Genomic DNA, 23,946 nt, shown 5'->3' with positions numbered 1-23,946 from the left:
TCAGGTCCGGGCGCGCCGGATCGGCTCCTCGGCCGAAGCCGACGGACGGCCCGGACGGGCGCGCGTGACACGAGCTTCGTCCCAGACCGGCTCGTCGCTCTCGTAGACGGTCCCGTCGGCGCCGAAGACGAGGAAGCGGTCGAAGTCGGCGGCGAACCAGCGGTCATGGGTGACGGCCAGCACGGTGCCGGCGAAGGACCCGAGGCCCTGTTGCAGGGCCTCGGCGCTGGCCAGATCGAGGTTGTCGGTCGGCTCGTCGAGCAGCAGCAGCGTCGCTCCCGACAGTTCCAGCAGCAGGATCTGCAGCCGGGCCTGCTGACCGCCGGACAGGGTCTCGAACCGCTGATTGGCCGCCGGCGCGAGTTCGTAGCGGGCCAGTGCGGCCATGGCTTCGTTCAGCGTGAGGGCATGCCCGGCCGTGACCAGTCCGGCGGGGGTACGGCCGTGCAGGTCGGGCCTGGCGTGGGTCTGCACGAAGTGGCCGGGCACGACCCGGGCGCCCAGCTGTACGGAGCCGCTGTGGCGCACCGAGGGGACCCCGCCGTCGGCCGACTCGGCCAGCAATCGCAGGAAATGAGATTTGCCCGAACCGTTCGACCCGAGGACGCCCACGCGTTCGCCGTACCAGATCTCGACGTCGAACGGCCGCATCAGTCCGGTGAGTTCCAGGGATTCGCAGACGACAGCGCGTTTGCCGGTCCGGCCGCCGCGCAGCCGCATCCGCACGTTCTGCCGCTTGGGCGGGCGCTCGGGCGGGCCCGCCTCCTCGAACCGCGACAGCCGGGTACGGGCGGCGCGGTAGGCGGAGGAGAGGGCGTCGTTGTTGGCCGCCGTCTGCCGGAGGGTCTGCACCAGGCGCCTGAGTCTGGTGTGCTCCTCATCCCAGCGGCGGCGCCGTTCCTCCAGCCGGTCGATGCGGTTCCGGCGGCCCTCGGCGTAGGTGGCGAAGCCCGCGCCGTGGACCCAGACGCCGCGCGACTCCACGGTCACGATGCGGTCGGTCGCGTTGGCCAGCAACTGCCGGTCGTGGGAGACCAGCAGCACGGTCTTGGATGTGCCGCGCAGTTGTTCTTCCAGCCATACCTTGGCGGGCACGTCGAGGTAGTTGTCCGGCTCGTCCAGAAGCAGGACCTGATCCGGTCCGCGCAGCAGCGCCTCCAGGACGACGCGCTTCTGCTCACCGCCTGACAGGGTGCCTACCGGGCGTTCCCGGACCTCGTCGTAGGGCAGGCCCAGGGCCGCTGTCGCACAGGTGTCCCACACCACCTCCATGTCGTAGCCGCCCGCGTCGGCGTAGTCACTGATCGCCTGCGCATAGGCCAGTTGCGTCGTCTCGTCGCCGCGTTCCGCCAGCGCCGACTCCGCCCGTCGCACTGCCACGGCGGTGGTGCGGACCCGGTCGGGGGCCACCGACAGCAGCAGATCGTGCAGGGTCCGGTCGTCGCGGACGCTGCCGATGAACTGCCGCATCACCCCCAACCCACCCGAGCAGGCCACCCGGCCGTCGTCCGGTCGCAGGTCTCCGGCGATCAGCCGCAGCAGAGTGGTCTTTCCCGCACCGTTCGGTCCCACCAGCCCGGCCCTGACGCCATCGCCGATGCGGAACGACGCCTCGTGAAGAAGCAGTCGCCCGTCCGGCAGGACGTAGGTGAGCCGGTCCACCTCGACATGTCCCGGCACTGTGTTCCTCGGCTCCCTCTGGGACGACGTTCGACTACCGGATCATTGGTCCGGTCATCGACCACGATACTAGACTGGCCCGCGCTAGGACGAGGAGGGACAAGGTGGGAACGAAGCACTCGGGTTCACCAGGGGACGTGTGGCTGCGACCGCCTGCACGGGCGGCGCGCGAAGCTCCGCCGCTGAGTCGCGACCGGATCGTGGCCGAGGCCATAGCCCTCCTGGATGAGGAAGGCGCCGACCGGCTGACCATGCGACGGCTCGCCGAGCGCCTCGGGACCGGCTCCACGACGTTGTACTGGCACGTCAAGACCAAGAACGACGTCCTCGACCTCGCCCTCGACGCGATCTTCGCAGCGGTCGAGATCCCGCGCGCGGACGGTCAGGACTGGCGTACCGGCATCACCGCGCTGATCAGCGGGTGGCGTGCCGTCCTGCTGGAACATCCCTGGTCGGCGGCGCTGCTCGGCCGTCCGATGCTCGGCCCCAACGTGCTCGCCCGCAGCGAGTTCCTGTACGCCACCCTCCTGGACGCCGGGGTGACCGGGCCGCACCTGACCGCCGCCGCGTACGGCCTGTCCAACTACGTCATCGGTTCCGCACTCATGCAGGCGACCTGGACGGCCGGGGGAGAGCAGGCCACGCGAGCCGCCGCTCAGGATCGCTTCCGCGCCGACCGTGAGCGGTACCCCGTCCTCGCCACCCATGGCCCTCTCGCCGCGGACAGCGATTGGGACTCTAGCTTCGCCCTCGGCCTCACCTGGCTCCTCGACGGTATCCACGCCACCGTCGGTGCCTCCATGCCGGCGTGCGCCACCGACGAGGCATCTGTCGGCGCCGCACGCCACGCCCGTCGTGGCCGCGGGTCTTCCGGAGAGTGAGGGAGCCGCCCACGGGGAGTATGTGCCGACCCGGTGGGCGCACACAGACGCGATCCAGGTGGTCGGCGATCGGGCGGAAAGGGGGTTGTCCGCACCTTTCCACTCTCAACCTATAGCGCACCGGGGGGCTTGCCACAAGACCCCGGTCGTGCCGCACAATCGTCGGCCGAGGCCGGGCCTGCGCCCACGGGGGACGCCGGCGCACCACCGGACCGGATCGGAGCTGATGCCGTGAACCCCTTGACCACCAGCGCGTTCGACCTTCCCGACCACCTGTCCCACAAGACCGGCCCGGAGCTGATCGCCGAGGACGAGCGGCACTTCGCGGCCATCGCGGATAGCCTGCGTCAGTCGGTCGCCGAGCTGTCCGGCCGTCTCGACGCCGAGCTCAGGGCGCCCGGCGGCGAGGGCCGCGAGGCGCTGGACCGCGACCTGGAGATCCACCGGCTGACCGCCCGCCTGCGTACGCTGCGCCGCTTCGGCCTGGACCTGTGCCTCGGGCGCATGGTCGGCGCGGACGGTTCCGAGCCCGTGTACGTCGGGCGGCTCGGCCTCACCGACAGCGCGGGCCGCCGGCTGCTGCTCGACTGGCGTTCCCCGGCGGCCGAGCCGTTCTTCGGCGCCACCCACGCCAACCCGATGGGCCTGGCGAGCCGCCGCCGGTACCGCTGGTCCGGGGGCCGCGTCAGCGACTACTGGGACGAGGTGTTCACCCCGGACGGGCTGGAGGGGAACGCCGCGCTGGACGACCAGTCCGCGTTCATCGCCAGCCTGGGCGGCAGCCGGTCGTCGCGGATGCGGGACGTGCTCGGCACCATCCAGGCCGACCAGGACGCCGTGATCCGCGCGGGATCGCGCGGCGCTCTCGTCGTCGACGGCGGTCCCGGCACGGGCAAGACCGTCGTCGCCCTGCACCGCGCGGCCTACCTGCTGTACGCCGATCCCCGCCTGGGTCAGCGCCGGGGCGGCGTGCTGTTCGTCGGCCCGCACCAGCCCTACCTCGCCTACGTCTCCGACGTCCTGCCCAGCCTCGGGGAGGACGGCGTACGGACCTGCACCCTGCGGGACCTGGTCACCGAGGGAGCCTCGGCCGGGATCGAGACCGACCCCGAGGCGGCCCGCCTGAAGTCGTCCGCCCGCCTGGTGGAGGCGATCGAGCCGGCCGTCAGGTTCTACGAGAACCCGCCGACCACGGGGATGACGGTCACGACCCCCTGGTCGGAGGTGTGGCTGAGCCCCGACGACTGGGCCGAGGCGTTCGAGGCTGCCGAACCCGGCACCCCGCACAACGACGCCCGCGATCTCATCTGGGAGGAGCTGGTCACGATCCTGGTGGACCGGCACGACGGCGACGCCCCGCCCGACCTGGTCCGCCGGTCGCTGCTGCGCGACAGGGAGCTGCTCACGGTCTTCAACCGGGCCTGGCCTCTGATCGAGGCGGCCGACCTCGTCGGAGACCTGTGGTCGGTGCCCGCCTACCTGCGGATGTGCGCGCCCTGGCTGAGCGTGGAGGAGATCCGCGTCCTGCAGCGCGCGGACGCGCAGGCCTGGACGGTGTCCGACCTGCCGCTCCTCGACGCGGCGCGGCAGCGGCTCGGCGACCCGGAGGCGTCCCGCCGCAGGCGCCGGAACGAGGCCGCCGTCGCCGCCCAGCGCGAGCACATGACCCGGGTCGTCGAGGACCTGATCGAGGCCGACGACTCCGAGATGCTCGTGATGTCGATGCTCCGCGGGCAGGACATGCGCGACGCCCTGGTCGACGAGGCCGGGCTGGCCACCGGCGATCCGGACCAGCTCGCCGGGCCGTTCGCGCACATCGTCGTGGACGAGGCTCAGGAGCTGACCGACGCGGAGTGGCGGATGCTGCTGCGGCGCTGCCCGTCCCGGAGCTTCACCGTCGTCGGGGACCGCGCCCAGGCGAGGCACGGGTTCACCGAGTCGTGGCGGGAGCGGCTGGAGCGGATCGGGTTCGACCGGATCACCCTGGCCTCCCTGAGCATCAACTACCGGACGCCGGAGGAGGTCATGGCGGAGGCCGAGCCGGTCATCCGGGCCGTGCTCCCCGACGCGAACGTGCCGGTCTCGATCCGCAGCGGCGGCGTCCCCGTCGTGTACGGCCCGGTGTCGGAACTGGGCACGGTGCTCGGCACGTGGCTCGCCGAGCACGCCGAGGGAATCGCCTGCGTCATCGGCGACCCCACGTTCGAGGAGACGCCACGCGTCCGGTCGCTGACCCCGGAGCTGTCGAAGGGGCTGGAGTTCGACCTGGTCGTGCTCGTCGACCCCGGCGCGTTCGGCGACGGCGTCGAAGGAGCGGTCGACCGCTACGTCGCGATGACCCGGGCGACCCGGCAGCTCGTCATCCTCACCAGCCCCTGATTCAGCGATCGCGGTGTACGGCGATCGTGCACAGTCTCCTGGTGGCACGCGTCAGGGCGACGTACAGGTCACGCTCCCCGCTGGGACGGGCCGCGACGATCTCCTCCGGGCCGACGACGACGATCGCGTCGAACTCCAGCCCGCGGGCCTCGGAAGCCGGCACGAGACGCGCCCACTGTGCGACACCCGCGGACGCCATCTCCTCGACCCGGTCGTCCGCGCAGATCACGGCCAGCAGTTCGCCCGGGTGTGCCGCGGCCTGCGCCCGGAGTTCCTCGGCCACCGTGCCGGCGAGTGTGTGCGGACATGCGGCGAGGCCTCGGGGAGGCTCGCCGTGGCGGATCGATCGGCTCGGCGTCTGGCCGGGGGCGATCCGGGCGAGCAGTCCGTGGGTGGTCGCCAGGATCTCCTGGGTCGTGCGGTAGCCGACGGTCAGGGTGTGCAGGGCGAACCGGCTGCCCAGGTGCGGGCCCAGCGCCTGGGACCAGTCGCCCGCGGCGGTCGCGGGGCCCGCCTGGGCGAAGTCGCCCACCAGCGTCATCGACCTGGCCGGGCACCGGCGCATCACCATCCGCCACTGCATCGCGGTCAGCTCCTGGGCCTCGTCGACCACGACGTGCCCGAACGTCCGCTCCGGCGGCCCGTCCACCAGGGCCGCGGCCTCATCCAGCAGCGGTGCGTCGGCATCGGTCCACGGGGCGTCGGGGGAACGCGCCAGCCGGGAGTGTTCGTCACCGGAGAGCGACGGCAGATGCCTCTCCATCGTGGGAGCGTCCGCCAGCAGCGCCCGTACGACCGCCTCGGGTGCCAGCCGCGGCCAGAGGGCCTCCACCGCACGGTCGACGCCGGCGTCGCCCGCGAGGTCCGCGCGGACGGCATCCGCGTCGAACACCTCGGCCGGATCCGCGGCCGGCGCGTCGTCGAGGCCGAGAGCCCGCAGATCGGCCGCGGCCGCGGCGTCGAGATCCATGCCCGTGCTCTCGGCGACCTCGGCGTCGATGAGTTCGAGGGCCTCGACGGCGCCGCGCTCCAGGGCGTCCGTGACCAAGTCGATCAGGTGTTCCTTGAACACCTCCCGCGCGCGGTTGTGCGCCAGGCAGCTCGCCACCGCGGCCTGCCGTGCCGCCGCGACGTCCACGCTCGTCAGGCGGACCCACTCCTGCCCCGCACGCACCGCGAACCCGCCGCCCGGTGCCTGCCGGGAGCGCACCAGGTCCGCGAGCGCCCCGGCCAGCGCCGAATCCCCCTTGAGGCGCGCGACATCGAACGGCTCCGTGGCGGCGGGCACCACCCCGGCCAGCGCCGCGCAGGTCGCCAGGAGCACGTCGTTCTCACCGAGCGAGGGCAGCACCCGGGAGACGTAGTCGAGGAACCGCGCGTTCGGCCCGAGCACCAGCACCCCGCGTGCGGCGGCGCCCGGGAACGCGTACATCACGTACGCCGCCCGGTGCAGCGCGACGACGGTCTTGCCCGTGCCGGGACCGCCCCGCACCACCGTCACGCCCCGGTGCGGGGACCGGACGATCTCGTCCTGCTCCGCCTGCAGCGTCGCCACGGCGGCCCGCATCCGCCCCGTCCGCCGCGCCTCGAGTGCCTCCGTCAACGGACCGTCGCCGACGACGTCGCCGACCGCGGGCGCGGATCCGTCCAGCAGCTCGTCGCTCACCGCACGGACCATACGGCCCTCGACCCGCAGATGACGGCGCCGCCGCAGGCCCATCGGGTGGACGGCCGTCGCCGCGTAGAAGGGTCGCGCCGCCTCCGCTCGCCAGTCGACGAGCAGCGGCAGCTCCCGATCGCCGGTGTGCAGGCCGAGCCGTCCGACGTGCAGGACGGTTCCGTCCGCGCCGTCGATCCGGCCGAACGCCAGGCCCTCCTCGGCCCCCTCCAGCCGGCGAAGCCGGCGCGCCAGACGCTCCGCTTCGACATCGCGCGCGTACGCCTCACCCGCGCTGCCGGCCGACGACCTCAACACGTCCGCCAGCCGGGCACGTGCATCCGCCAGCTGCTCGTCGAGCAGCCCGTACATGGCGGCCACGTGGGCCTGCTCCACCTCGACCTGTCCTGCGGCATCCTCGTCGAACTGCGGCAACAACAGCCCTCCTCTCGGCTCGGCCCTCCACTATGCGGCCCGATTCCCGCGAAAGTAAGGCTTGACTTACTTAGCCGAGCACGCCGCCGTCACTACTCGCGATTTTCGCTCCGCCGCCCCTTGTCCCGGCCACGGTTCCGTGCCTATTATCAACACATCGGTTGATAAAGAGGTTGGTTGATAAAGATGTCGATTGACGAGGCGGAGGACCGCCTGGACCGGGCGTTCGCCGCACTGGGCGACCCCGTCCGCCGCGCGCTGATCGCCCGGCTGTCGCGGGGCGAGGCGACCGTGAACGAGCTCGCGGAGCCGTTCCCGATCACCAAGCAGGCCGTGTCGCGGCACATCCAGGTGCTGGAGGCGGCCGGGCTGATCACGCGGAGCCGTGACGGCCAGCGCCGTCCGTGCCGTCTGAACCCGGCGGCGCTCGAGGAGCTGACGAGCTGGATCGACACCTACCGGCTGACCCGCGAGGGGCAGTTCCGGCGCCTCGACGGCGTACTCGGCGAGATAAGGGAGCAGGAACCATGATCGAGAACCCGACCACCATCACGGCCCAGCCCGGCAGCCCGTTCATCGAGGTCGTCCGCGAGTTCGACGCGCCGCCCGCGCGGCTCTTCCGCGCGTACACCGACCCCGAGCTGGTCACCCGCTGGCTCGGCCCGCGTGACATCGAGATGCGCCTCATCGAGTACGACGCGCGCCCGGGCGGGGCGTACCGCTACGTGCACCGCGACGTCGAGGGCAACGAGCACGTCTTCCGCGGCGTCTTCCACACCGTCACCCCCGGCGAGCGGATCGTCCAGATCCTTCGAGCACGAGGGCACGCCCGATGTCGTCAGCCTCGACTCGGCGACGTTCGAGGACCTCGGGGGACGCACCCGGCTGTGGACCCGGTCCGTGTTCCCGACCGTCGAGGCCCGTGACGCAATGATCGCCAGCGGGATGGAACGCGGCATCCGCGACGCGATGGACCGCCTCGGCGAACTGGCCCACGACCCGGCCGAGGGCCGCCCGGAGGCGAGCCGGGTCGTCGTCGACATCTCGATGTCGCTGGACGGGTACGTCAGCGCGCCGGGCGTCGACCTCGAACACGGCCTGGGGGTGGGCGGCGAACCGCTGCACGCCTGGGTGACGGACGATCGTACGCCGCGCGACGCGGAGATCCTCCACAGGTCCTTCACCGACACCGGCGCGGTCATCATGGGCCGGCGCACCTTCGACATCGTCGACGGGCCGAAGGGATGGAACGACGAGGTGGGCTACGGCCACGACCAGGACCAGATCGCCGCCCCGCCCGTCTTCGTCGTCACCCACTCGCGACCCGAGAAGGTGCGGCTGGGCGAACGGTTCCGCTTCGTCACCGACGGCCTCGACAGTGCCGTGGAGAAGGCGCGTGCCGCCGCCGGCGGCAAGGACATCGTGATCCTGGGAGGCGGCACGATCGCGGACGCGTTCCTGCGCGCCGGCCTGGTGGACGTCCTCCGGATCCACCTCGCTCCGATCATCCTCGGCGGCGGCACGTCGCTGTTCCCCGAGGGCATGCCCGAGTCCCTGCGGCTGGAGCCGCTCGGCTCCGTGTCCACCCCGGCCGCCGAGCACCTGACCTACCGTGTGGTCAAGTGAGGACAGGCGGATGACTCGGCGGGTCAGCTGTGCGGGTCAGGCAGGGCCGGGGGTGTCCAGTCCCCCAGGGCACCGAGCGTACGGGGCGCGAGACGTGCCCACAGCGTTGAAGGCGTGAGCCGAAGGGCGAGAACGGTCAGGGCATGGGTGACCGGTCCAGCGTTGATCGTCTGATGACCGGCCTGGCGGGCGGCGCGGGCGACGGCCTGGGTGCGGGGGCGGCGCCGGGCATCGTAGGCGTCCAGCGCCGCGGGCACGGAACCGTCGGCGGCCAGGACGACGGCGTCTTCGATCGACTGGCCGTGCTGGGGCTGGTTCGGGCGGTTTGGGCTGCTTGGCCCCGCCCCCTGCTCAGCCCTTTTCGAAGCGGACGACCTCTTCCAGCACTGTGCGCATGCCGGCGATCCGATCCCGGCCGAGGTGCTGCGCCCACCGCCGCTCGATGTCCCCGAGGATTCGGGCGGCGGCAACCCGCGCCTTCATTCCCCGTTCGGTCAGTCGGATGATCTTGGCACGGTGGTCGTCAGGATCGATCGTCCTCTCGACGTAGCCGTGCCGTTCGAGCTCGGTGACCACCTCACCGAGTGCCTGCTTGGAGAGCCCCGAGCGTTCAGCGAGCACGGTCAGCCGCGAGCCCTCGGCATCGATGAACCGGAAAACGGCGCCGTGGCTGTAACGGATCCCCTCGAATCCCTCCGCATCGAGCCGCCGGTGCAGCGCCGCGAGCGTGACTTCCTTGGCCTGCGTGAACAAGGCGGGAAGTGGGATCTCGCTCACACCTTGGTCGCCCCGCCTTCCGGTGCGCGTCATCATCCCGAGTGCCCCTTCTTCCGCCGCGATTCGTCAGGCGACTTGACAATACCGTGCCGATCGATAGTACGGTCGCCTTACTATTTGCGTCCGCTCCGGCTGATCGAGCGCCGAGGGCGACAACCCAGAGGACATGATCATGAGCAGTTCGAAGCCCCAACGCTTCCAGCCCGCCGACATAGACCCAGCCGAGGTCAAGGCCCTGGCTGAGCGGGTGAGAGGTCCGGTGCTCACACCCGAAGCCGAGGGCTACGACACCGAACGGGCCGGGTACCAGCTCGCTCGTCAGCATCGGCCCGACCTCGTGGTCGGCGCGACCGGAACCGCGGACGTGCGGGCCGCGGTGGAATTCGCGAGAACTCACGCGCTCCCGGTGGCCGTGCAGGGCACCGGACATGCGTCAGCCGGCATCGCCGGTGAGGGCGGAGTGCTGATCAACACCACTCGGATGACGGGTGTCCGATTGAACCTCGAGGCGAACACGGCCTGGGTGGCAGCCGGAACCCGATGGGACGAAGTGATCCACGAGGCCGCGCCTGCCGGGTTGGCGCCGTTGTCAGGCTCCTATCCAGGCCTCGCCGTGGTGGCCTACACCCTGGCAGGAGGGCTCAGTCTGCTTTCCCGGCGCTACGGTTACGCCGCCGATCACGTACGCAGCATCGACGTCGTCACAGCGGACGGCCGACTACGGCATGTCACCGAGAAGTCCTACCCGGACCTGTTCTGGGGACTGCGCGGCGGCCGGGACAACTTCGGTGTGGTGACCGGCATCGAGATCGGTCTCGTGCCGATCACCACCCTCTACGGCGGATCACTGCAGTTCCCCGGTGAACTGGCCGCCAAGGTGTTCGACACCTACCTACGCTGGACGGCCACCGTGCCCGATGAGATGAGCTCGTCGATCATGCAGATGTCCTACCCGGACAGCCCTGCGTTCCCGGAGGCCTTGCGAGGCCGGCAGGCCGTCCACGTCCGCATCGCCTACGCCGCGGACGTACTCGATGCCGCCGAGAACCTGGTCGAGCCGTTGCGGGCACTCGGCCCGATGAGTGACACCCTCGGCGTACTGCCCTACACGGAAGCCGGGTCCATCTACGCCGATCCGCCCTTTCCCGGATTCATCGAGGCCGGTACCACCTTGCTCGGCGAGCTCGACACCACGGCGGTACGCACCATCCTCGATCTGGCCCCACCCCACGCGCCGTTGCCGCACATCTTCGAACTGCGTCACCTCGGCGGCCGACTTGCCCTCCCGCCGACCGTCGCCAACGCCGTGGGCCACCGGGACGCGCGATACCTGTTCAACGTGGTCTCCCGGCTGGAACGAGCCGACATCACCGAAATCCGGCCGGCGCACAGACGCATGCTCGAAGCGCTCGCCCCGTGGAGCACCGGCGGCCGCCTTCTTAACTTCATGAACGGCGAGGACGCCGCCAAGGAGGTGCGCTCAGCTTACGAGCGCGAGGACTACCAGCGTCTCACCGAAATCAAGGCCGTCTACGATCCTGAAAACACCTTCCGGCTCAATCACAACATCCCACCCGCCAAGCCGTAAACCCCGCACCATCAGCCGTCTTCTCGCTTCGCGGTACGCCGGGTACCTCGCTGGTTCGCTAACCTTCCCACCAGATCCACAGGTAAGGTACGCGCGGTTGTAAGCGGAAGGCTCGCGGTGAACGACTCGGTCAAACCTCCGGGGGCGGGGCGGACACGGCGCCGCGGCGCCTCCCTGGAGGAGGCGATCCTGCGCGCCGCGGTGGACGAGATGCTCGAATCCGGGTACGCCGGGCTGACCATGGACAAGGTCGCCACCCGCGCCGGCACCAACAAGAACGCCATCTACCGCCGCTGGCCCAGCCGTCTCGCGCTCGGCATCGCCGCCTACCGGCAACTGGTCACGGCGGTGCAACCGCCCGACACCGGCGACGTGCGCGGCGACGTCCTGGAGATGCTGCGCCGGGCCAACCGCCACTGGAGCTCCCCCCTCGGCGCGATCCTGCGCGAGCTGATGTCGGCCGCCGGCGGCGCGCAGGAGTTTCTCACGCAGTTGCCGGAGCAGTCCGGCGACGCCGCGGCCGCCGCCTGGCTGACGATCCTGGGGCGGGCGGTCGCGCGCGGCGAGGCGTCCCCCGAGGCGCTCCATCCCCGCGTCGCCACGGTGGCCGTCGTCCTGCTGCGCAACGAGTTCGTCGTACGCGGGGTGCCCACCGCGCCCGACGACGTACTCGTCGAGATCGTCGACGAGGTGTACCTGCCTCTGGTGCGAGGCCGCGGCACCGCGCACCATGGCGGGGACGACGGGTGACGACCGAAGGGCGGTGTCGATGTCCGGCGCGCAGTTGTACGACGCAATCGGTGCCACCTACACCGTGACACGGCGCACCGAACCGCGCATCGCCGCGCGGATATGGGCCGCGCTCGGCGGTGCCCGGACCATCCTGAACGTCGGGGCGGGGACCGGGTCCTACGAACCCCCCGACCGCCATGTGCTCGCGGTGGAACCGTCGGCGCTCATGCGTTCGCAGCGCCCTCCGGACGCGGCGCCGTGCCTGGCCGGGTCTGCCGAGAACCTGCCGTTCGCCGACCGGTCCTTCGACGCCGCGATGGCTGTCTCCTCCGTTCATCACTGGCAGGACCCGATCGCCGGCCTGCGCGAGATGCGGCGGGTCGCGCGCCGGGTGGTGGTGTTCACGCACGACACCAGTGACGCCGGATGGCTTCGTCGGTTCTGGCTCACCCGCGACTACCTGCCTGAGGTCGCGGACCTCCTCACCGGCCGGCCTTCGGTGACCGAGCTGGCCGGTGCGATCGGCGCCCGGATGGAGCCGGTGCTCATTCCGTGGGACTGCGCCGACGGCTTCTTCGAGGCGTACTGGCGCCGGCCGGAGGCGTACCTGGACGAGAACGTCCGTCGCGGGATATCGGTCTGGGCCAGGGTCGGGCCGGATGCCGAGCGGCGTGCGGTGCACAGCCTCCGTGACGACCTCGCATCCGGCCGGTGGGCCGAGCGCAACCGAGAACTCCTCGATCTCGAGGCGGCCGAGCTCGGCCTTCGCCTGCTGATCGCTTGAACCCCCGCAGTCTCCAGCCCGTGAGAACAGCCACCACGTCGGCGGCGACGCGGCGAGTCGGGGTGTCGGTAAGACTCGTGCAGCTCCTTCGCGTGGCTCCGATCTGGTCCCAGTACGCCCAGGTGTAGTCGTAGGACGTCTGCGACACCTTCAGCTCGTGTCAACGGCCATTTGGTTCTCCCCGTGGGCGGCCGTGAGATCTCCCCGTTGGCGGCCACGAAGTTCTCCCCGACGGCGGCCAGTTATCTCCCCACCGTCGGTGTTGATCCGATTAGCTGAAGGGCTTCACCCCCTGTCCGGAGGTGGCCTGGGTGAGCCGGAAACTGTCACCCTGGGTGACCACGACGTGGGCGTGGTGGAGCAGCCGGTCGACCGTGGCGGTGGCCAGGGTCTTGGGCATGATCTCGTCGAACCCGGACGGGTGCAGGTTGCTGGACACGGCGAGGCTGCGCCGCTCATAGGCGGCGTCGACCAAGCGGTAGAAACCTTCGGCGGCGTCCGGGGAGACCGGTAGCAGGCCGATGTCATCGACGATGATCAGATCGGCGCGGATGATGCGGGCCAAGGCGCGGGCGATGGAGTCATCGACGCGGTGGTGGCGGACCAGGGCGCCGAGGTCTTCGATGGTGAACCAGACGACCGTCAGCCCGGCCTCGACGGCGGCCTGGCCCAACGCCTCGCTGAAGTGGCTCTTGCCGGTGCCCGAGGGGCCGCAGATGCACAGGTTCTCGCGGCGGGTCACCCATTCCAGGCTTTTAAGGGCGTCTTGGGTGGGGCGGGGAATGGAGGATGCGCTGTCGTCCCAGTCGCTGAAGGTCTTGCCGGTGGGGAAGGCGGCGCGTTTGCGGCGGGTGGCCAAATTGGCCCGGTCCCGGCCGGCTGCCTCTTCGGCGAGCAGGACGCGCACCACTTCAGCGGGGTCCCAGCGTTGCGCCTTGGCGGTGGGCACGACCTCGGGCAAAGCCCGGCGGATGTGGGGAAGCTTGAGCCGGCGGGTCAGCTCGATCGCCTCGGCCAGCGGGTCACCGGCGGAGGCGGGAACGGTGCGCAACGGGGTGGCCATCAGATGAGGTCCTCGTCATGGTCAGCGGGCGCGGGCAGGGCGGGCTCGGCATGGGCGGGAACGGCGGTGCCGAAAGCGGCCCAGGCGGAGGTGCCTGGCTGCAGGCTGTGGTCCTCACCCGGCCGGGTGGGCTCAGCACCGGCCCGGCGGGCCTGGTAGTCCAGGATCGACAACAAGTCGGCTTCGGCGAAGCGGCCGCTGATGGCTGCGGTGCCCAGGGCGCGGTCGACCGCACTGGGCGAATGCAGCTTGGCCAGCGCGACAGCCGCGGCCATCTTGGCCCGGATCCGGCGGGTGCCCGCCGCGGCGGCCTCACTCAGCCAGGAGGCGGCCCCGGGGCCGAGCATCAAGAACGCCGCCTCCTCGGGATTGGTGGCCTTGGGAGTGCGGTCGGCATCCTTGTCCGGGCGGGGCGGGTAGTGCGCAGGGTCGATCACCGGCGTCCCGGCGTTGCCACGCGGGTGCCGGGCCACCTCTGCGGCGGTGCCGTCGTCGGCGACGGCGGTGACGATGAGCTCATCGCCGTGGAAGCGGGCCCAGACCCGTGTGTCGACCAGCCGATGCGGCACCGAATAGCGCACGCCCTCCACCGAGATGGTGCAGTCCCAGTTCACCCGGCGGGTCGTGCCGAACGCCGCGGTGAACGCAGAGGCCGGCAGCGGATGCAGCCGGGCGCGTTCCTCGGCCAGCATCTGCTCGGGTACCCGCCGGCTCAGGCGGTGCACCCGGGCGTTGACCTGCTGGCAGGCCGTCTCCAACTGCGCGAACGTCCGATACTCGCCCAGCAGGTTGACCTCGGTGGGCACCAGGTCGGCCTTGGCGATGCGCACCGTCGCCTCGCTGCCGCCCTTGGACTCGGGATCGGCCGGCACACAGGTGCGGATCGTCATCCCGTAATGCTTGGCCACCTCGACGATCTCGGCGTTGCGGACCGCGATCCCGGCCACGTGCTCGGCTGTGACGGTCTTTTCGTTGTCGGTCAGCGCATAGGCCGGCACCCCGCCGATCCGGCGCAGCGTCGTATCCAGGCACGCGACGATCGTCGGCAGCGTCTTGTCCCAGACCGGGATCACCACCCGGAATCGCGACCAGGCCAGCCACGCGCACCACAACGTGGTCTGCCGCCCGCCGATCAGCGGGCCGGTGCCCCAGTCCCACTGCAGCCACAGCCCCGGCTCGACCACCCACGGCCGGTAGATGCGATGGCGGCCCAGCCGATACTGCGCTTTGGCCTCGGCCACCGTCCGCCGGGTGGTGCGCTCACCGCCGGCGAACCCCATCGCGACGATCCGCTTGTGCACCACATCCCCGCGGACCTTCCCCCGCGAGCGGACCACCAGCTCCTCGATCTTCGGCAGGTAGGCATCGATCGCCCGTTCCCGGTGCTTGCGCTGCTCGGGGGCCTGCCCCGCCGCGCGCATCTTCACATAACGGGCCACCGTGTGGTGGTCACACCCGGCCAGCTCGGCCGCAGCCCGGTAACTGCCGGTGAGGTCATACGCCTCGAGAATCTCCATGATCTCCCTGCTGCTCTTCACCCGCTCGACTGTCGCCGACCGGGACAAGTACGGAAGGAGCGGGGAGATATCTGGCCGTCCACGGGGAACCCGGCGGCCATCAGTGGGGCGGTATCTGGCCGCCTACGGGGAGCTTTCCATGGCCGCCGTCAAGCTCGCCGCTCTCGTCCAATGGGACGTCACCGCCGGACAACCAGTCGAACAGCGGCCCGGGCTGGTCATTCTCGTCCGCGACGAAGCCGTCCACCGACACCGAGCTGTACATGACCACCTTGCCCACGGGGCTCTCCTCTGCTTTGGGCGCCCCGAGGTTGACGATGAGCAACGCCGCCGGCATCGAGCGCCGAGACGGTCCAGCCGCGCTGCCGCCGGAACGGGCGAGCGTCCGGCGTTACGCAGTCGGCAGGTCGGTACAACTCCTCGCGTCGGCGCCGGCGTCGGACATGGTGAAGTAGGCGGCGCTCTCCGCGTCCGCCGGGTAGTACGACTCGATCGCGACCTCGTCCAGGGTGATGTCCATCGGAGTGCCGAACGTGGTGGTGGTCGAGAAGAGCCGTAGTTCTCGTTCGCCGAAGCGGAAGATCATCGGTACGGCGATCTCGGACTCGATCGGGTGGCTCACGTCCTCGGCGCCGGGCGCCAGCAGTTCCTCGTAGAGCGCGGTGAGTTCGGGGTCGGGAGCGGTGGCGAGCTGACGCGCGATGCGGGCACGAAGCAGCGAGCGCACCTCGGCCAGATTGACGATCTGGGAAGCGAGCCCGCGCGGGTCCAATCCCAGCCGCACCATGTTGATCGGCGGCCGTAGCAGGTCGGGGGCGACATTCGCCAGGAACGGGTCGATGGCTCGGTTGGCCATCGCGATGTTCCATCCACGATCGATGACCAGCGCCGGGTACGGCTCGTGGGCGCGCAGCACCCGCGCGATCGCGTCCCAGGCCGCCGGCAGCGCGTCCCCGTTGAGCGGTCGCTTCGCGTAGCGGGGCGCGAAGCCGGCGGCGAGCAACAGCCGGTTTCGCTCACGCAACGGCACGTCGAGCTGATCGGCGAGCCGGAGGATCATGTCGGCGCTCGGGTGGGACTTGCCGGTCTCCACCAGGCTGACGTGACGGGCTGAGACGTCGGCGGCGATCGCGAGATCGAGCTGGCTGATCCGCCGGCGATGCCGCCACTGCCGTAACAGTTCCCCGATCGTGTACACGACCGTCGATGCTACGCATCGCGGCGCGCTGCGCCATGAAATGCGAGTTCATCGACACCGTCGCGATCGACGGAGACACTGCATTCCCGTGACCACGCAGAACATGACCACAGACAACAAGAGCATCGTCCAGCGGGCGCTGACGGCACTGGTCGCGACGGGCGACGTCGATGCGCTCGCGCCGTTGCTGAGCGACGACTTCGTCCATCACAGGCCGGACTCGACTTCGAGAACCAAGGCGGAATGGCTCGCCGCCGTACGCGCCGCGCTCGTCCCGCTCGCCGGCATGCAGGTCGAGATCCAGCATGTGCTGGCCGATGGTGATCGCGTCGTGATGTGCTCGCGGCGCCGGCTGCCCGGTGCCGGGCCGGGGATCGTGGTCGTCGATGTCTGGCGCCTCGACGACGGGCTGATCGCGGAGGCGTGGGAGATCATCGAGCCGGTGGCGCAGGCAGCCGCCAATCTGACGTGGTGGGAACCCGCTGATCACTGACCCGGTCACAAGCCGAGAGCCGCGGTCGTGAACACGAGACCCCGGTCACAGGGGCCCGGGTTCGCCGCGGCTCTGAGGCTTCTTGGTCGAGTATTCCTACGGGGATCTCGTCAGGATGCGAGTTCGGCGGGGTAGACCGGGTAGCCGTACCCGGCGACCTGCCAGGTGGGGCGGGTACGGGCCTCGACGGCTCCGTTGCCGGTGTTGCCCTCGACGGTGCGGATCGTGCCGTTGCCGTTGTCCCTGACGACGAAGCCGACGTGCTGGATGTCGTCGATCTTCTTACTGCCGCTCCAGCTGAAGAACACCACGGCCCCGGGCTTGGGCGTACGGCCCCAGCGGCCGTGGTCGGCGAACCAGCGGGCGTGCTCCACGGTGTAGGCGTCGGAACCCATGACCGGCTGGATGCCGAGCTGCTGGCCGACCCAGGAGACGAACATGTCGCACCAGGGGGCGTTCTCGTACTCTTCCAGCGCCCCGCCGTCCCGCGCGAGGGTCTCGCGGGCGCGCGGGCTGGTCATGTACCACTCCTGGAACTTGGTCCCGCCGCCGTCGGCGTCCTCGCTGATGCCGACCTGGCTCGCGGCCAGCTTGATGACGTCCTGGGGGCCGACCTTGGGCAGCCGGGCGGCGATCTCGGTCAGGGACGGCGCGGCCGCGGCGGCCGGGCCCTTGCCGGCCGCCGGGTTGTCCGCCGCCTGCGCGGCGGGCGGGGCGATCGCCACGGCCGAGGCGAGGACTCCGCCGGCGAGGGCCGTGCGCAGACAGGTCGTGAGGGCGTGCATGATGGGCGGACTCCCTTTGCTTCCATGCCGCCGACCGGGTTAGCTGACGGGTTCGGGCTGGAAGTCGCCCTACGGCAGGTACGCCGATTCACCCCAGGAAGAGGTTGGGTCCCCGGCTCCGCTTGCGCGGATTAGGCGGCCGAACGGCAGGCCGAGATCGGCCGGCCGCGTCGGTGTGAGGTGGGCTTTCTTGACCACTGAGATGAGCAAGTGGGCCCCGAGTTGCCCAAAACGTAATAGACACGTCCAAACCAGTCAAGTGATGACAAGTCGGGTTTTGCCTGGTGAGACGCCGGGGCGGCGAGAGCAAAGGGCGGGTTCGCCCGTCCTACCGGGGTTGCCGCGTTCCCCTTCTTCTCCTCTGCTCACACCTCTGTTCGCTCACAGCGAACGCGCCTCGCTGACCTGGGGTGAGTCGGGGCTGCCGATCCGGCCGGCCTACCCCGCTCGGGCAGGCGTTCGCCGAGTCCGGCCGGATCGACAAGACCCTGCACCTGCTGTCCATCCTGGACCCGATCGACGACACCTACCGCTGCAGGCTGAACAAGCAGCTCACCGTCCAGGAGTCCCGGCACCGGCTCGCCCGCAAGATCTGCCACGGCGCAGGCGGGCAGATCCGCAAGGCCTACCGTGAAGGACAAGAAGATCTCCATCTCCTCCTCCACGCCGGCCGAAGGTCCGCGACAGCTCTGCGAGATCCCCGACCGGCCCGCCTTCCCCGACGGCGGTGGCGTGCAGGAGGCAGAGGCGTAAGACCTCCCGAGCTTGGGGCCACTGGTCCGGCGAGTGTGGGCTCACGCGGGGCCGTGGTCGGTGCAGACCGCGCTGAGGTCGGTGCCGTCCGAGCCCTCGAGCCGGGGAGTCGAACGGGGCGCGAAAGTACTCCCACAGGCCAGTGTCGCTGATTAGATGAGGCCGTCCCCCGCAACAGCTGAGATCACCAGCCTGCCGGCGACGGCCGCCGCTGAGTCTGGCAGCTCGCCTCGGGCCACCGGCGTTACCGCAAGGCCTCCGGCGAAATCAGTCCAGTCTCGACGGCGGGCAGGAACTGCGGCTCATGTGGTCGTCAGGGCCGAACTCCACTGATCGAGCAGGAGCGCGCTTGCTTGCTGGACGTCCGGGAGGCGGGTGGGGTCGGCGAGGGTACCGCGCAGGAGGAAGTCGGCGATTTCGCGGGGGAGGGTGTCGGGGTCCGGAGTGGGGTCGCTGCCGCGGTCGCGCATGGCCTCGAGAATCAGGCCGGTGATGGCGCGTCGCACGAAGTACGGGCCGCCGACGATCTGGAGTTCCCCGCTGTCGATGGCCTGGGCGATCAGTTCCTCGGTGAGGCGGTGCAGTTCGTCCCGTTTCGCGGCCTGGGCGGCGAAGTCGGGGAGTTCGAGGACGTCGTCGTTGTAGAGGCCGCGGGTGTCGTAGGGCAGGACCAGGATGGCGTAGAGGTCGGCCTGCAGGTAGGCGTGCAGCCGCGCGGCGGGGGACCCGTCGGCGGCCAGGGCCGTGCGGAGGCGTTCGAGGGCGGGAAGCAGATCCGCGTCGAGGAGTTCGGCGAGGATCTCGGCCTTGCTGGCGAAGTGCCGGTAGATGGTCGGTTGCCGCACTCCGACGGCGTTGGCGATGTCGCGGGTGGAGGTCCCGTGGTAGCCGCGCACGGCGAAGAGCTTGGACGCCGCGATAAGTGCTCGCTGACGGGTGACGCCGTCCGGTCCGCGTACTGCCATGTCCGTCCTCTCCCTGCCGGGTCACCTACCGGGTGGCCGAGTTCACGCCTCCGTCAAGTCTGGACCGCCCTCTTGCCAACACAAGCTATCAATCTATAGCTTTACCGCCCAACCGGTGTTCTGCCCGCAGGAGGTCCGCCGTGGCCATCACACAGATCCAGGTCCTCGTTCCAGGGACCGGAACCGCCGTGGTTCCGTCTCCGGGCGACTACGACGAGGTCAGCGAGGGGTGGGACGAGGTCGAGCATCGCGCCCGCCTGCCAATTGATCATTCGGTCGCCGGCGCCTAGGTGGGAGAACCCGGCTCCGTGCGGATTCGGCATTGGCCCTACGACGAGGTCTGCGTGATCCAGACGGGCCGGGTCGCGATCGAGGACGCCGACGGCGGGCGCGTGGAGTTCGGCCCGGGTGCGGCGTTCCTCATGCCGGCCGGATTCGACGGCCGGTGGCACACGCTCGAGCCCACCTGCAAGATCTTCGTCGGCGTCTCGGCTCGCTGACCTCCACGGCCTTCGGGGGAGGGCCGGACCACCGGGTCCGGTGCAGGCCGCCTCCGCAGATTCAGCCCGGAGCCGTCGAGACGGCTCGCAAGGAAGGCACCATGGACATGACCCATCCCCCCCAGCACGAACTACGCCGCAACGCGGTCAGCGCCCGGCACCTGGTCTTCTTCGTCGTGGCGGCCGCCGCGCCGCTGACCGTCTCGGCCGGCTTCCTGCCGCTGGGATTCCTGGTCGGCGGGACGATGCTGCCCGCCGCGTTCGTGATCGCCGGAATCGCCTACACGATCTTCGCGGTCGGCTTCACCGCGATGAGCCGCCACGTCACCGACGCAGGCGCGTTCTCCGCCTACATCGACAAGGGCCTCGGGCGGACGGCCGGTTCCGCAGCCGCGATGGTCGCCTGGACCGGCTACACCCTCGGGCAAATCGGCTTCGCGGCCGCGTCCGGCTTCTTCGCCTCGATCTTCCTGAAGACGTACCTGTCGGTGAGCGTCCCCTGGGGGCTGTGCGCGACGGTCATCGGCCTCCTGGTCACAGCGATCTCGTACGCGAAGATCAACCTCGGCGCCCGCGTCGCGGCGGTCCTGCTGATCCTGGAGATCGGCGTCCTGGCCGTCTTCGCGATCGCGGTCTGGGTACAGGGAGGGCCCGAAGGCACCCCCTGGTCCGCGTTCGACCCCGGTTCCTGGCAGGTGCCGGTCCTGGGCGGCACCTTCCTCGTCACCTTCCTGGTGTTCATCGGCTTCGAGCAGACCGCCGTCTACAGCGAAGAGGTCCAGGACGCCGGCAACGCCGTGCGGAAGGCCACCTTCTGGGCCATCGGCATCCTCACCGTCATCTACATCGCCGCCGCGTTCACCATCCTCATGGCGATCGGCCCGAACCGGCTGCTGGACGTGCTGAGCGGAGACCCCTCGCAGGTCGTGTTCAACCTCAACACCTCCTTCGTCTCCTCGTCCATGACCGGTGTCATGCAGCTGCTGGTCATCACCAGCTTCATCGCCGGAGTCATCGCGTTGCAGAACGCCGGCTCGCGGTACCTGTTCTCCATGTCCCGGCGCGGCCTGCTGCCCGCCTTCCTGTACGGCACCAGCCGATCCGGCACCCCGCGCGCGGCGGTCCTGCTCCAGGGCGGCCTGGTGACCGTCGCACTGATCGGCTTCGGCCTGTCGTCGCTCGATCCGTATACGCAGGTCGTCACCTGGACCAACTCCCCGACCCTGTTCGCCGTCCTCGCGCTCCAGATCGCCACCGGCGTCGCGGTGATCCGATGGTTCGCGGCACGTGGCACTCAGGAAAGCCTGTGGGCGCGCCTCATCGCCCCCGCCCTGTCAGTGATCGTCCTCGGCGTCGTGCTGTACCTGGCGGCGGCGAACATGAGCCTGCTCACCGGGCTCGGCGCCACCGGCAACGCCCTCATCATCTCCCCGCTCGTCATCGCGTTCCTGTTCGGGGCCGTCCGCGGCCGCATGACCGCCGGCCGCACGCAGGAAGCAGACGAACACGTCGCGCCCGCCCAGGCGCCCGAACAGCTCTGAAGAAGGATCGGAAGAACCCATGAGTGATCAGCTGCCCGCGACCGTACGCACCGCCCCTCCGCAGGGCCCGGCGCCCACCCCGCGGTATGCCTGGTCCATCCCCGGTTTCGCGGTGGAACGGCCCGGGGTGGGCGGCCCGGAGGCCTGGTGCTACACCGACAGGTGGACCTACTCGCCGGGTGAGGAGGTTCACGTCCACACCCACACCACCGCGCAGACGTACACGCTCACCCTGGTGCGCGACGGGCTCACCCCGCGGGTCGTCTGGTCCGCCGCCGGCCTGCCCGGCCGGGCCCACCCGACTCCTGACGACGCCTATGCCGTCGGCTGCGGCTGGCCCGTCGCGCACACCTTCACCGTCGACCAACAGTGGAAGCCCGGCTTCTACATCCTGATCATGGGCATCGAGGCCGGCGGACGCCGCCACGAGCGCGAGCACTTCCTGGTCGTGCGTAATCCCGAGCCCGGCGTGCGGACCCCGTACGTGCTCGTGCTGACGACCAGCACGATGACCGCCTACAACGACTGGGGCGGCGCCAACGCCTACCGCGGCCTCGGCGGCGACCCCTGGACCGACGTGGCCAGCCCGCGCCTGTCCATCCAGCGGCCGATCGCCCGCGGCATGATCCGCAAGCCCGACGATGCCCCTCGCAGCTCCAACCCCGACACCCCGCCGCGCGGCGCCCTGCCCCGCCATCCCGCCTACGAGTGGGCGCACACACACGGCTACTCCCGCCACCACGCCGATGCGTTCTGGGCCACCTACGAGCGGCCCTTCGCCGTATGGGCGGAGAAGGAGGGCATCGAGTTCGACGTCCTCACCCAGCACGACCTCCACCAGGACCCCGGCTGCCTGACCCCCTACGCCTGCGCCGTCTTCGTCGGCCACGACGAGTACTGGACCTCGCAGATGCGCGACACCGCCGACGCCTTCGTCGACGGCGGCGGCCACATCGCCAGATTCGGCGGGAACTTCCTGTGGCAGGTCCGGCTCGAAGAAGACGACCAGGTCCAGGTCAACTACAAGGTCCCGCAGGACGACCCCCTGTTCGCGAAGGACCGCGCCAAGGTGACCACCGCGTGGGACTGGCCGCCCATCGACCGTCCCGCCGCCGCGACCATGGGGCTCACCGGTCTGTCGGGCACCTACAACCGCTATGGCTCGGCGATCTCCCGCTCCAGCGGCGGCTTCACCGTCTACCGGCCGCGGCACTGGGCCCTGCAGGACACCGACCTCGGATACGGCGACGTCTTCGGTGGTGCGCCCGTCTGTATCGCCGCGTTCGAGCTGGACGGCTGCGACTACACCTTCCGGCGCGGCCTGCCCTTCCCCACCGGCAGCGACGGGACCCCGGACAACCTGGAGATCATCGCCATGTGCCCGGCCGTTTTCGGCGAGGAGGACCGGTGGGACGGGCAGGTGCCGCTCGGCGCCCCCATCACCGAGGTCCAGGGCATCCTCGGGCTGCTGTTCGACCCGCTGCCCGACCGGTTCGACGGCGAGGCCTACGGCTCCGGCATGGTCGCCACGTTCACCCGAGGCAGGGGCGGCGTCTTCTGCGCCGGGACGACCGAATGGGTCAACGGCCTGCGCCTGCAGGACGAGTTCACCGAGCAGATCACCCGCAACGTGCTACGCCGCTACGCCGTCCGCGGCTGACCCGCACCCCACTCGCCCAGTCGCAGAAAGACGTTCATGAACCCGCTCGGCCCCATCGACAGCTCCACCACGCCGCGCCTACGCCACCAACGAGCAGATCGCCGACGTGATCGCCGACCCACGCGTGCAGGGAGTCTCCCTCACCGGCTCCGAGCGGGCCGGAGCCGCCGTCGCTGAGATCGCCGGACGCCACCTGAAGAAGGTCGTCCTCGAATTCGGATGTTCCGATCCCTTCATCGTCCTGTCGGTCGACAGGACGATACCGGCCAAGCCTGCAACGCGGGCAAGCGGTTCGTGATCGCCGAGAACCTGTACGAGGCGTTCGTCACGAAGTTCACCGACCAGCTCCCTTTCGCGATCGCCCGAGGCTCCCCTGTCCTCGGTGACGACCGCGGAAAACCTCGCCTGCCAGGTCGACGCCGCCATCGCCCAGGGCGCCACCTTCCATAGCGCGGGCGAACGGCACGGCGCGTACTTCCCCGCGGGTGTCCTCACCGGGGTCACCACCAAAGACGAGGTCGCTCAGCAGGAACTCTTCGGCCCGGTCGCCCTGGTGTTCTCGGCCGCCGACGAGGACGAGGCCGTCGAGATCGCCAACGACACCCCCTACGGTCTCGGCTCCTACCTCATCACCACCGACGCCGAGCAGGCGCAGCGGGTTGCCGATCGCATCGAAGCTGGCATGGTCTTTATCAACGGCATCCAGGCGGAGAGCGCGGACCTGCCCTTCGGAGGGATCAAGCGCTCCGGCTTCGGACGCGAACTCGGCCGTCACGGCATCGAGGAGTTCGTCAACAAGAAGCTCATCCGCACCGTGACTCGAGACGCCCTCTCGGTGTCCGCCGTTGGCGGACACCGAGGGTCCCAACAGAGTTGATATAGGCCCCTGACCTTGGAGTGTTCGGGACAGAGGGAGAGTCGGAAAGTTGCTT

25 protein-coding genes, 1 pseudogene and 1 riboswitch are annotated in these 23,946 nt (G+C 70.3%); of the genes and pseudogenes, 17 read left to right on the top strand and 9 right to left on the bottom strand.

The genetic code is table 11. From position 1 onward, the window contains the following. Entirely contained in the window at positions 1–1,680 is a 1,680-nt protein-coding gene (locus HHX33_RS03850; protein ID WP_182873373.1) for an ABC-F family ATP-binding cassette domain-containing protein, read from the bottom strand. A gap of 200 nt (positions 1,681–1,880) precedes the next feature. Between HHX33_RS03850 and HHX33_RS03845 the strand changes: the two genes are divergently transcribed. Together HHX33_RS03845 and helR are read left to right on the top strand one after the other, a co-directional pair. After that, a complete protein-coding gene (locus HHX33_RS03845) occupies positions 1,881–2,561 on the top strand; it encodes a TetR/AcrR family transcriptional regulator (protein WP_310741204.1) in 681 nt (226 codons plus the stop codon). Between the two features lie 231 nt (positions 2,562–2,792). Then, positions 2,793–4,940, top strand: a complete 2,148-nt coding sequence (helR, locus tag HHX33_RS03840; protein ID WP_182873371.1) for an RNA polymerase recycling motor ATPase HelR — start codon at positions 2,793–2,795, stop codon at positions 4,938–4,940. Position 4,941: 1 nt separating this feature from the next. Here the strand turns inward: helR and HHX33_RS03835 are convergent, their stop codons facing one another. Further along, positions 4,942–7,032, bottom strand: a complete 2,091-nt coding sequence (locus tag HHX33_RS03835; protein WP_259402140.1) for a HelD family protein — start codon at positions 7,030–7,032, stop codon at positions 4,942–4,944. A gap of 186 nt (positions 7,033–7,218) precedes the next feature. On the opposite strand from HHX33_RS03835, the gene HHX33_RS03830 reads away from it, so the two are divergent. From HHX33_RS03830 to HHX33_RS34875, 3 genes are read left to right on the top strand one after another with little or no spacing between them, the layout of a single operon-like run. Beyond that, a complete protein-coding gene (locus tag HHX33_RS03830) occupies positions 7,219–7,563 on the top strand; it encodes an ArsR/SmtB family transcription factor (protein ID WP_182873370.1) in 345 nt (114 codons plus the stop codon). Continuing rightward, on the top strand, positions 7,560–7,958 hold the full coding sequence (locus HHX33_RS34880) for an SRPBCC domain-containing protein (RefSeq protein WP_259402139.1): 399 nt from the start codon (positions 7,560–7,562) through the stop codon (positions 7,956–7,958). The genes HHX33_RS03830 and HHX33_RS34880 overlap by 4 nt, the downstream gene beginning before the upstream one ends. Further along, positions 7,933–8,658, top strand: a complete 726-nt coding sequence (locus HHX33_RS34875) for a dihydrofolate reductase family protein (protein ID WP_310741203.1) — start codon at positions 7,933–7,935, stop codon at positions 8,656–8,658. The genes HHX33_RS34880 and HHX33_RS34875 overlap by 26 nt, the downstream gene beginning before the upstream one ends. Before the next feature lie 351 nt (positions 8,659–9,009). Here the strand turns inward: HHX33_RS34875 and HHX33_RS03820 are convergent, their stop codons facing one another. Further along, positions 9,010–9,435: a MarR family winged helix-turn-helix transcriptional regulator gene (locus tag HHX33_RS03820; protein ID WP_182873369.1), complete on the bottom strand. Its 426-nt coding sequence runs from the start codon at positions 9,433–9,435 to the stop codon at positions 9,010–9,012. A 172-nt stretch (positions 9,436–9,607) separates the two neighbouring features. On the opposite strand from HHX33_RS03820, the gene HHX33_RS03815 reads away from it, so the two are divergent. From HHX33_RS03815 to HHX33_RS03805, 3 genes are all read left to right on the top strand, one after another. Further along, positions 9,608–11,023: an FAD-binding oxidoreductase gene (locus HHX33_RS03815; RefSeq protein WP_182873368.1), complete on the top strand. Its 1,416-nt coding sequence runs from the start codon at positions 9,608–9,610 to the stop codon at positions 11,021–11,023. 117 nt (positions 11,024–11,140) lie between these two features. Then, entirely contained in the window at positions 11,141–11,773 is a 633-nt protein-coding gene (locus HHX33_RS03810) for a TetR/AcrR family transcriptional regulator (protein WP_182873367.1), read from the top strand. A gap of 19 nt (positions 11,774–11,792) precedes the next feature. Next, entirely contained in the window at positions 11,793–12,539 is a 747-nt protein-coding gene (locus HHX33_RS03805; protein ID WP_220501481.1) for a class I SAM-dependent methyltransferase, read from the top strand. A gap of 271 nt (positions 12,540–12,810) precedes the next feature. Here the strand turns inward: HHX33_RS03805 and istB are convergent, their stop codons facing one another. From istB to HHX33_RS03785, 4 genes are all read right to left on the bottom strand, one after another. After that, a complete protein-coding gene (gene istB, locus HHX33_RS03800; RefSeq protein ID WP_182873365.1) occupies positions 12,811–13,602 on the bottom strand; it encodes an IS21-like element helper ATPase IstB in 792 nt (263 codons plus the stop codon). Next, on the bottom strand, positions 13,602–15,140 hold the full coding sequence (gene istA / locus HHX33_RS03795) for an IS21 family transposase (protein WP_310741202.1): 1,539 nt from the start codon (positions 15,138–15,140) through the stop codon (positions 13,602–13,604). The genes istB and istA overlap by 1 nt, the downstream gene beginning before the upstream one ends. A 79-nt stretch (positions 15,141–15,219) precedes the next feature. Next, positions 15,220–15,399, bottom strand: a complete 180-nt coding sequence (locus HHX33_RS03790) for a hypothetical protein (protein WP_220501480.1) — start codon at positions 15,397–15,399, stop codon at positions 15,220–15,222. A gap of 111 nt (positions 15,400–15,510) precedes the next feature. Continuing rightward, positions 15,511–16,317, bottom strand: coding sequence for a helix-turn-helix domain-containing protein (locus HHX33_RS03785; protein ID WP_182873364.1), 807 nt, complete (start codon positions 16,315–16,317; stop codon positions 15,511–15,513). Between the two features lie 88 nt (positions 16,318–16,405). On the opposite strand from HHX33_RS03785, the gene HHX33_RS03780 reads away from it, so the two are divergent. Further along, positions 16,406–16,810: a nuclear transport factor 2 family protein gene (locus HHX33_RS03780; protein WP_310741201.1), complete on the top strand. Its 405-nt coding sequence runs from the start codon at positions 16,406–16,408 to the stop codon at positions 16,808–16,810. 110 nt (positions 16,811–16,920) lie between these two features. Here the strand turns inward: HHX33_RS03780 and HHX33_RS03775 are convergent, their stop codons facing one another. Then, a complete protein-coding gene (locus tag HHX33_RS03775) occupies positions 16,921–17,595 on the bottom strand; it encodes a CHAP domain-containing protein (protein WP_182873363.1) in 675 nt (224 codons plus the stop codon). Between the two features lie 13 nt (positions 17,596–17,608). Next, positions 17,609–17,743: riboswitch (cyclic di-AMP (ydaO/yuaA leader) on the bottom strand. Positions 17,744–18,023: 280 nt separating this feature from the next. On the opposite strand from HHX33_RS03775, the pseudogene HHX33_RS03770 reads away from it, so the two are divergent. Together HHX33_RS03770 and HHX33_RS35555 are read left to right on the top strand one after the other, a co-directional pair. After that, positions 18,024–18,263: pseudogene (locus HHX33_RS03770) on the top strand (Tn3 family transposase); the annotation flags it as partial. Then, entirely contained in the window at positions 18,226–18,348 is a 123-nt protein-coding gene (locus HHX33_RS35555; RefSeq protein WP_259402211.1) for a hypothetical protein, read from the top strand. The pseudogene HHX33_RS03770 and the gene HHX33_RS35555, both read left to right, overlap by 38 nt. 302 nt (positions 18,349–18,650) lie before the next feature. Here the strand turns inward: HHX33_RS35555 and HHX33_RS03765 are convergent, their stop codons facing one another. Then, positions 18,651–19,313, bottom strand: coding sequence for a TetR/AcrR family transcriptional regulator (locus HHX33_RS03765; RefSeq protein WP_182873362.1), 663 nt, complete (start codon positions 19,311–19,313; stop codon positions 18,651–18,653). A 140-nt stretch (positions 19,314–19,453) separates the two neighbouring features. On the opposite strand from HHX33_RS03765, the gene HHX33_RS34870 reads away from it, so the two are divergent. The 6 genes from HHX33_RS34870 (at position 19,454) to HHX33_RS34855 (ending at position 23,891) form a co-directional block, all read left to right on the top strand. Further along, entirely contained in the window at positions 19,454–19,603 is a 150-nt protein-coding gene (locus tag HHX33_RS34870) for a hypothetical protein (protein ID WP_220501479.1), read from the top strand. Between the two features lie 18 nt (positions 19,604–19,621). Next, positions 19,622–19,813, top strand: a complete 192-nt coding sequence (locus HHX33_RS34865) for a cupin domain-containing protein (RefSeq protein ID WP_310741200.1) — start codon at positions 19,622–19,624, stop codon at positions 19,811–19,813. Between the two features lie 107 nt (positions 19,814–19,920). Then, positions 19,921–21,354: an APC family permease gene (locus tag HHX33_RS03755; protein WP_182873361.1), complete on the top strand. Its 1,434-nt coding sequence runs from the start codon at positions 19,921–19,923 to the stop codon at positions 21,352–21,354. Between the two features lie 19 nt (positions 21,355–21,373). Then, the gene (locus HHX33_RS03750) at positions 21,374–23,014 is read left to right on the top strand and encodes a N,N-dimethylformamidase beta subunit family domain-containing protein (RefSeq protein ID WP_220501477.1); all 1,641 of its coding nucleotides are present in this window, start codon (positions 21,374–21,376) and stop codon (positions 23,012–23,014) included. 106 nt (positions 23,015–23,120) lie between these two features. After that, the gene (locus HHX33_RS34860) at positions 23,121–23,312 is read left to right on the top strand and encodes an aldehyde dehydrogenase family protein (RefSeq protein ID WP_310741199.1); all 192 of its coding nucleotides are present in this window, start codon (positions 23,121–23,123) and stop codon (positions 23,310–23,312) included. Between the two features lie 84 nt (positions 23,313–23,396). Further along, a complete protein-coding gene (locus HHX33_RS34855; protein WP_220501476.1) occupies positions 23,397–23,891 on the top strand; it encodes an aldehyde dehydrogenase family protein in 495 nt (164 codons plus the stop codon). Positions 23,892–23,946: the final 55 nt, after the last annotated feature.

Source organism: Microbispora sp. H10670, from assembly GCF_014161385.1.
Lineage (GTDB): Bacteria > Actinomycetota > Actinomycetes > Streptosporangiales > Streptosporangiaceae > Microbispora > Microbispora triticiradicis.
This window is presented reverse-complemented; position numbering and strand designations above follow the sequence as displayed.

Coding starts and splice junctions, on each gene's coding strand:
- HHX33_RS03750 (WP_220501477.1), top strand. CDS start 21,374: ATGAGTGATCAGCTGCCCGCGACCGTACGCACCGCCCCTCCGCAGGGC.
- HHX33_RS34880 (WP_259402139.1), top strand. CDS start 7,560: ATGATCGAGAACCCGACCACCATCACGGCCCAGCCCGGCAGCCCGTTC.
- HHX33_RS03775 (WP_182873363.1), bottom strand. CDS start 17,595: ATGCACGCCCTCACGACCTGTCTGCGCACGGCCCTCGCCGGCGGAGTC.
- HHX33_RS03830 (WP_182873370.1), top strand. CDS start 7,219: ATGTCGATTGACGAGGCGGAGGACCGCCTGGACCGGGCGTTCGCCGCA.
- HHX33_RS03815 (WP_182873368.1), top strand. CDS start 9,608: ATGAGCAGTTCGAAGCCCCAACGCTTCCAGCCCGCCGACATAGACCCA.
- istB (WP_182873365.1), bottom strand. CDS start 13,602: ATGGCCACCCCGTTGCGCACCGTTCCCGCCTCCGCCGGTGACCCGCTG.
- HHX33_RS03805 (WP_220501481.1), top strand. CDS start 11,793: ATGTCCGGCGCGCAGTTGTACGACGCAATCGGTGCCACCTACACCGTG.
- HHX33_RS03765 (WP_182873362.1), bottom strand. CDS start 19,313: ATGGCAGTACGCGGACCGGACGGCGTCACCCGTCAGCGAGCACTTATC.
- HHX33_RS03755 (WP_182873361.1), top strand. CDS start 19,921: ATGACCCATCCCCCCCAGCACGAACTACGCCGCAACGCGGTCAGCGCC.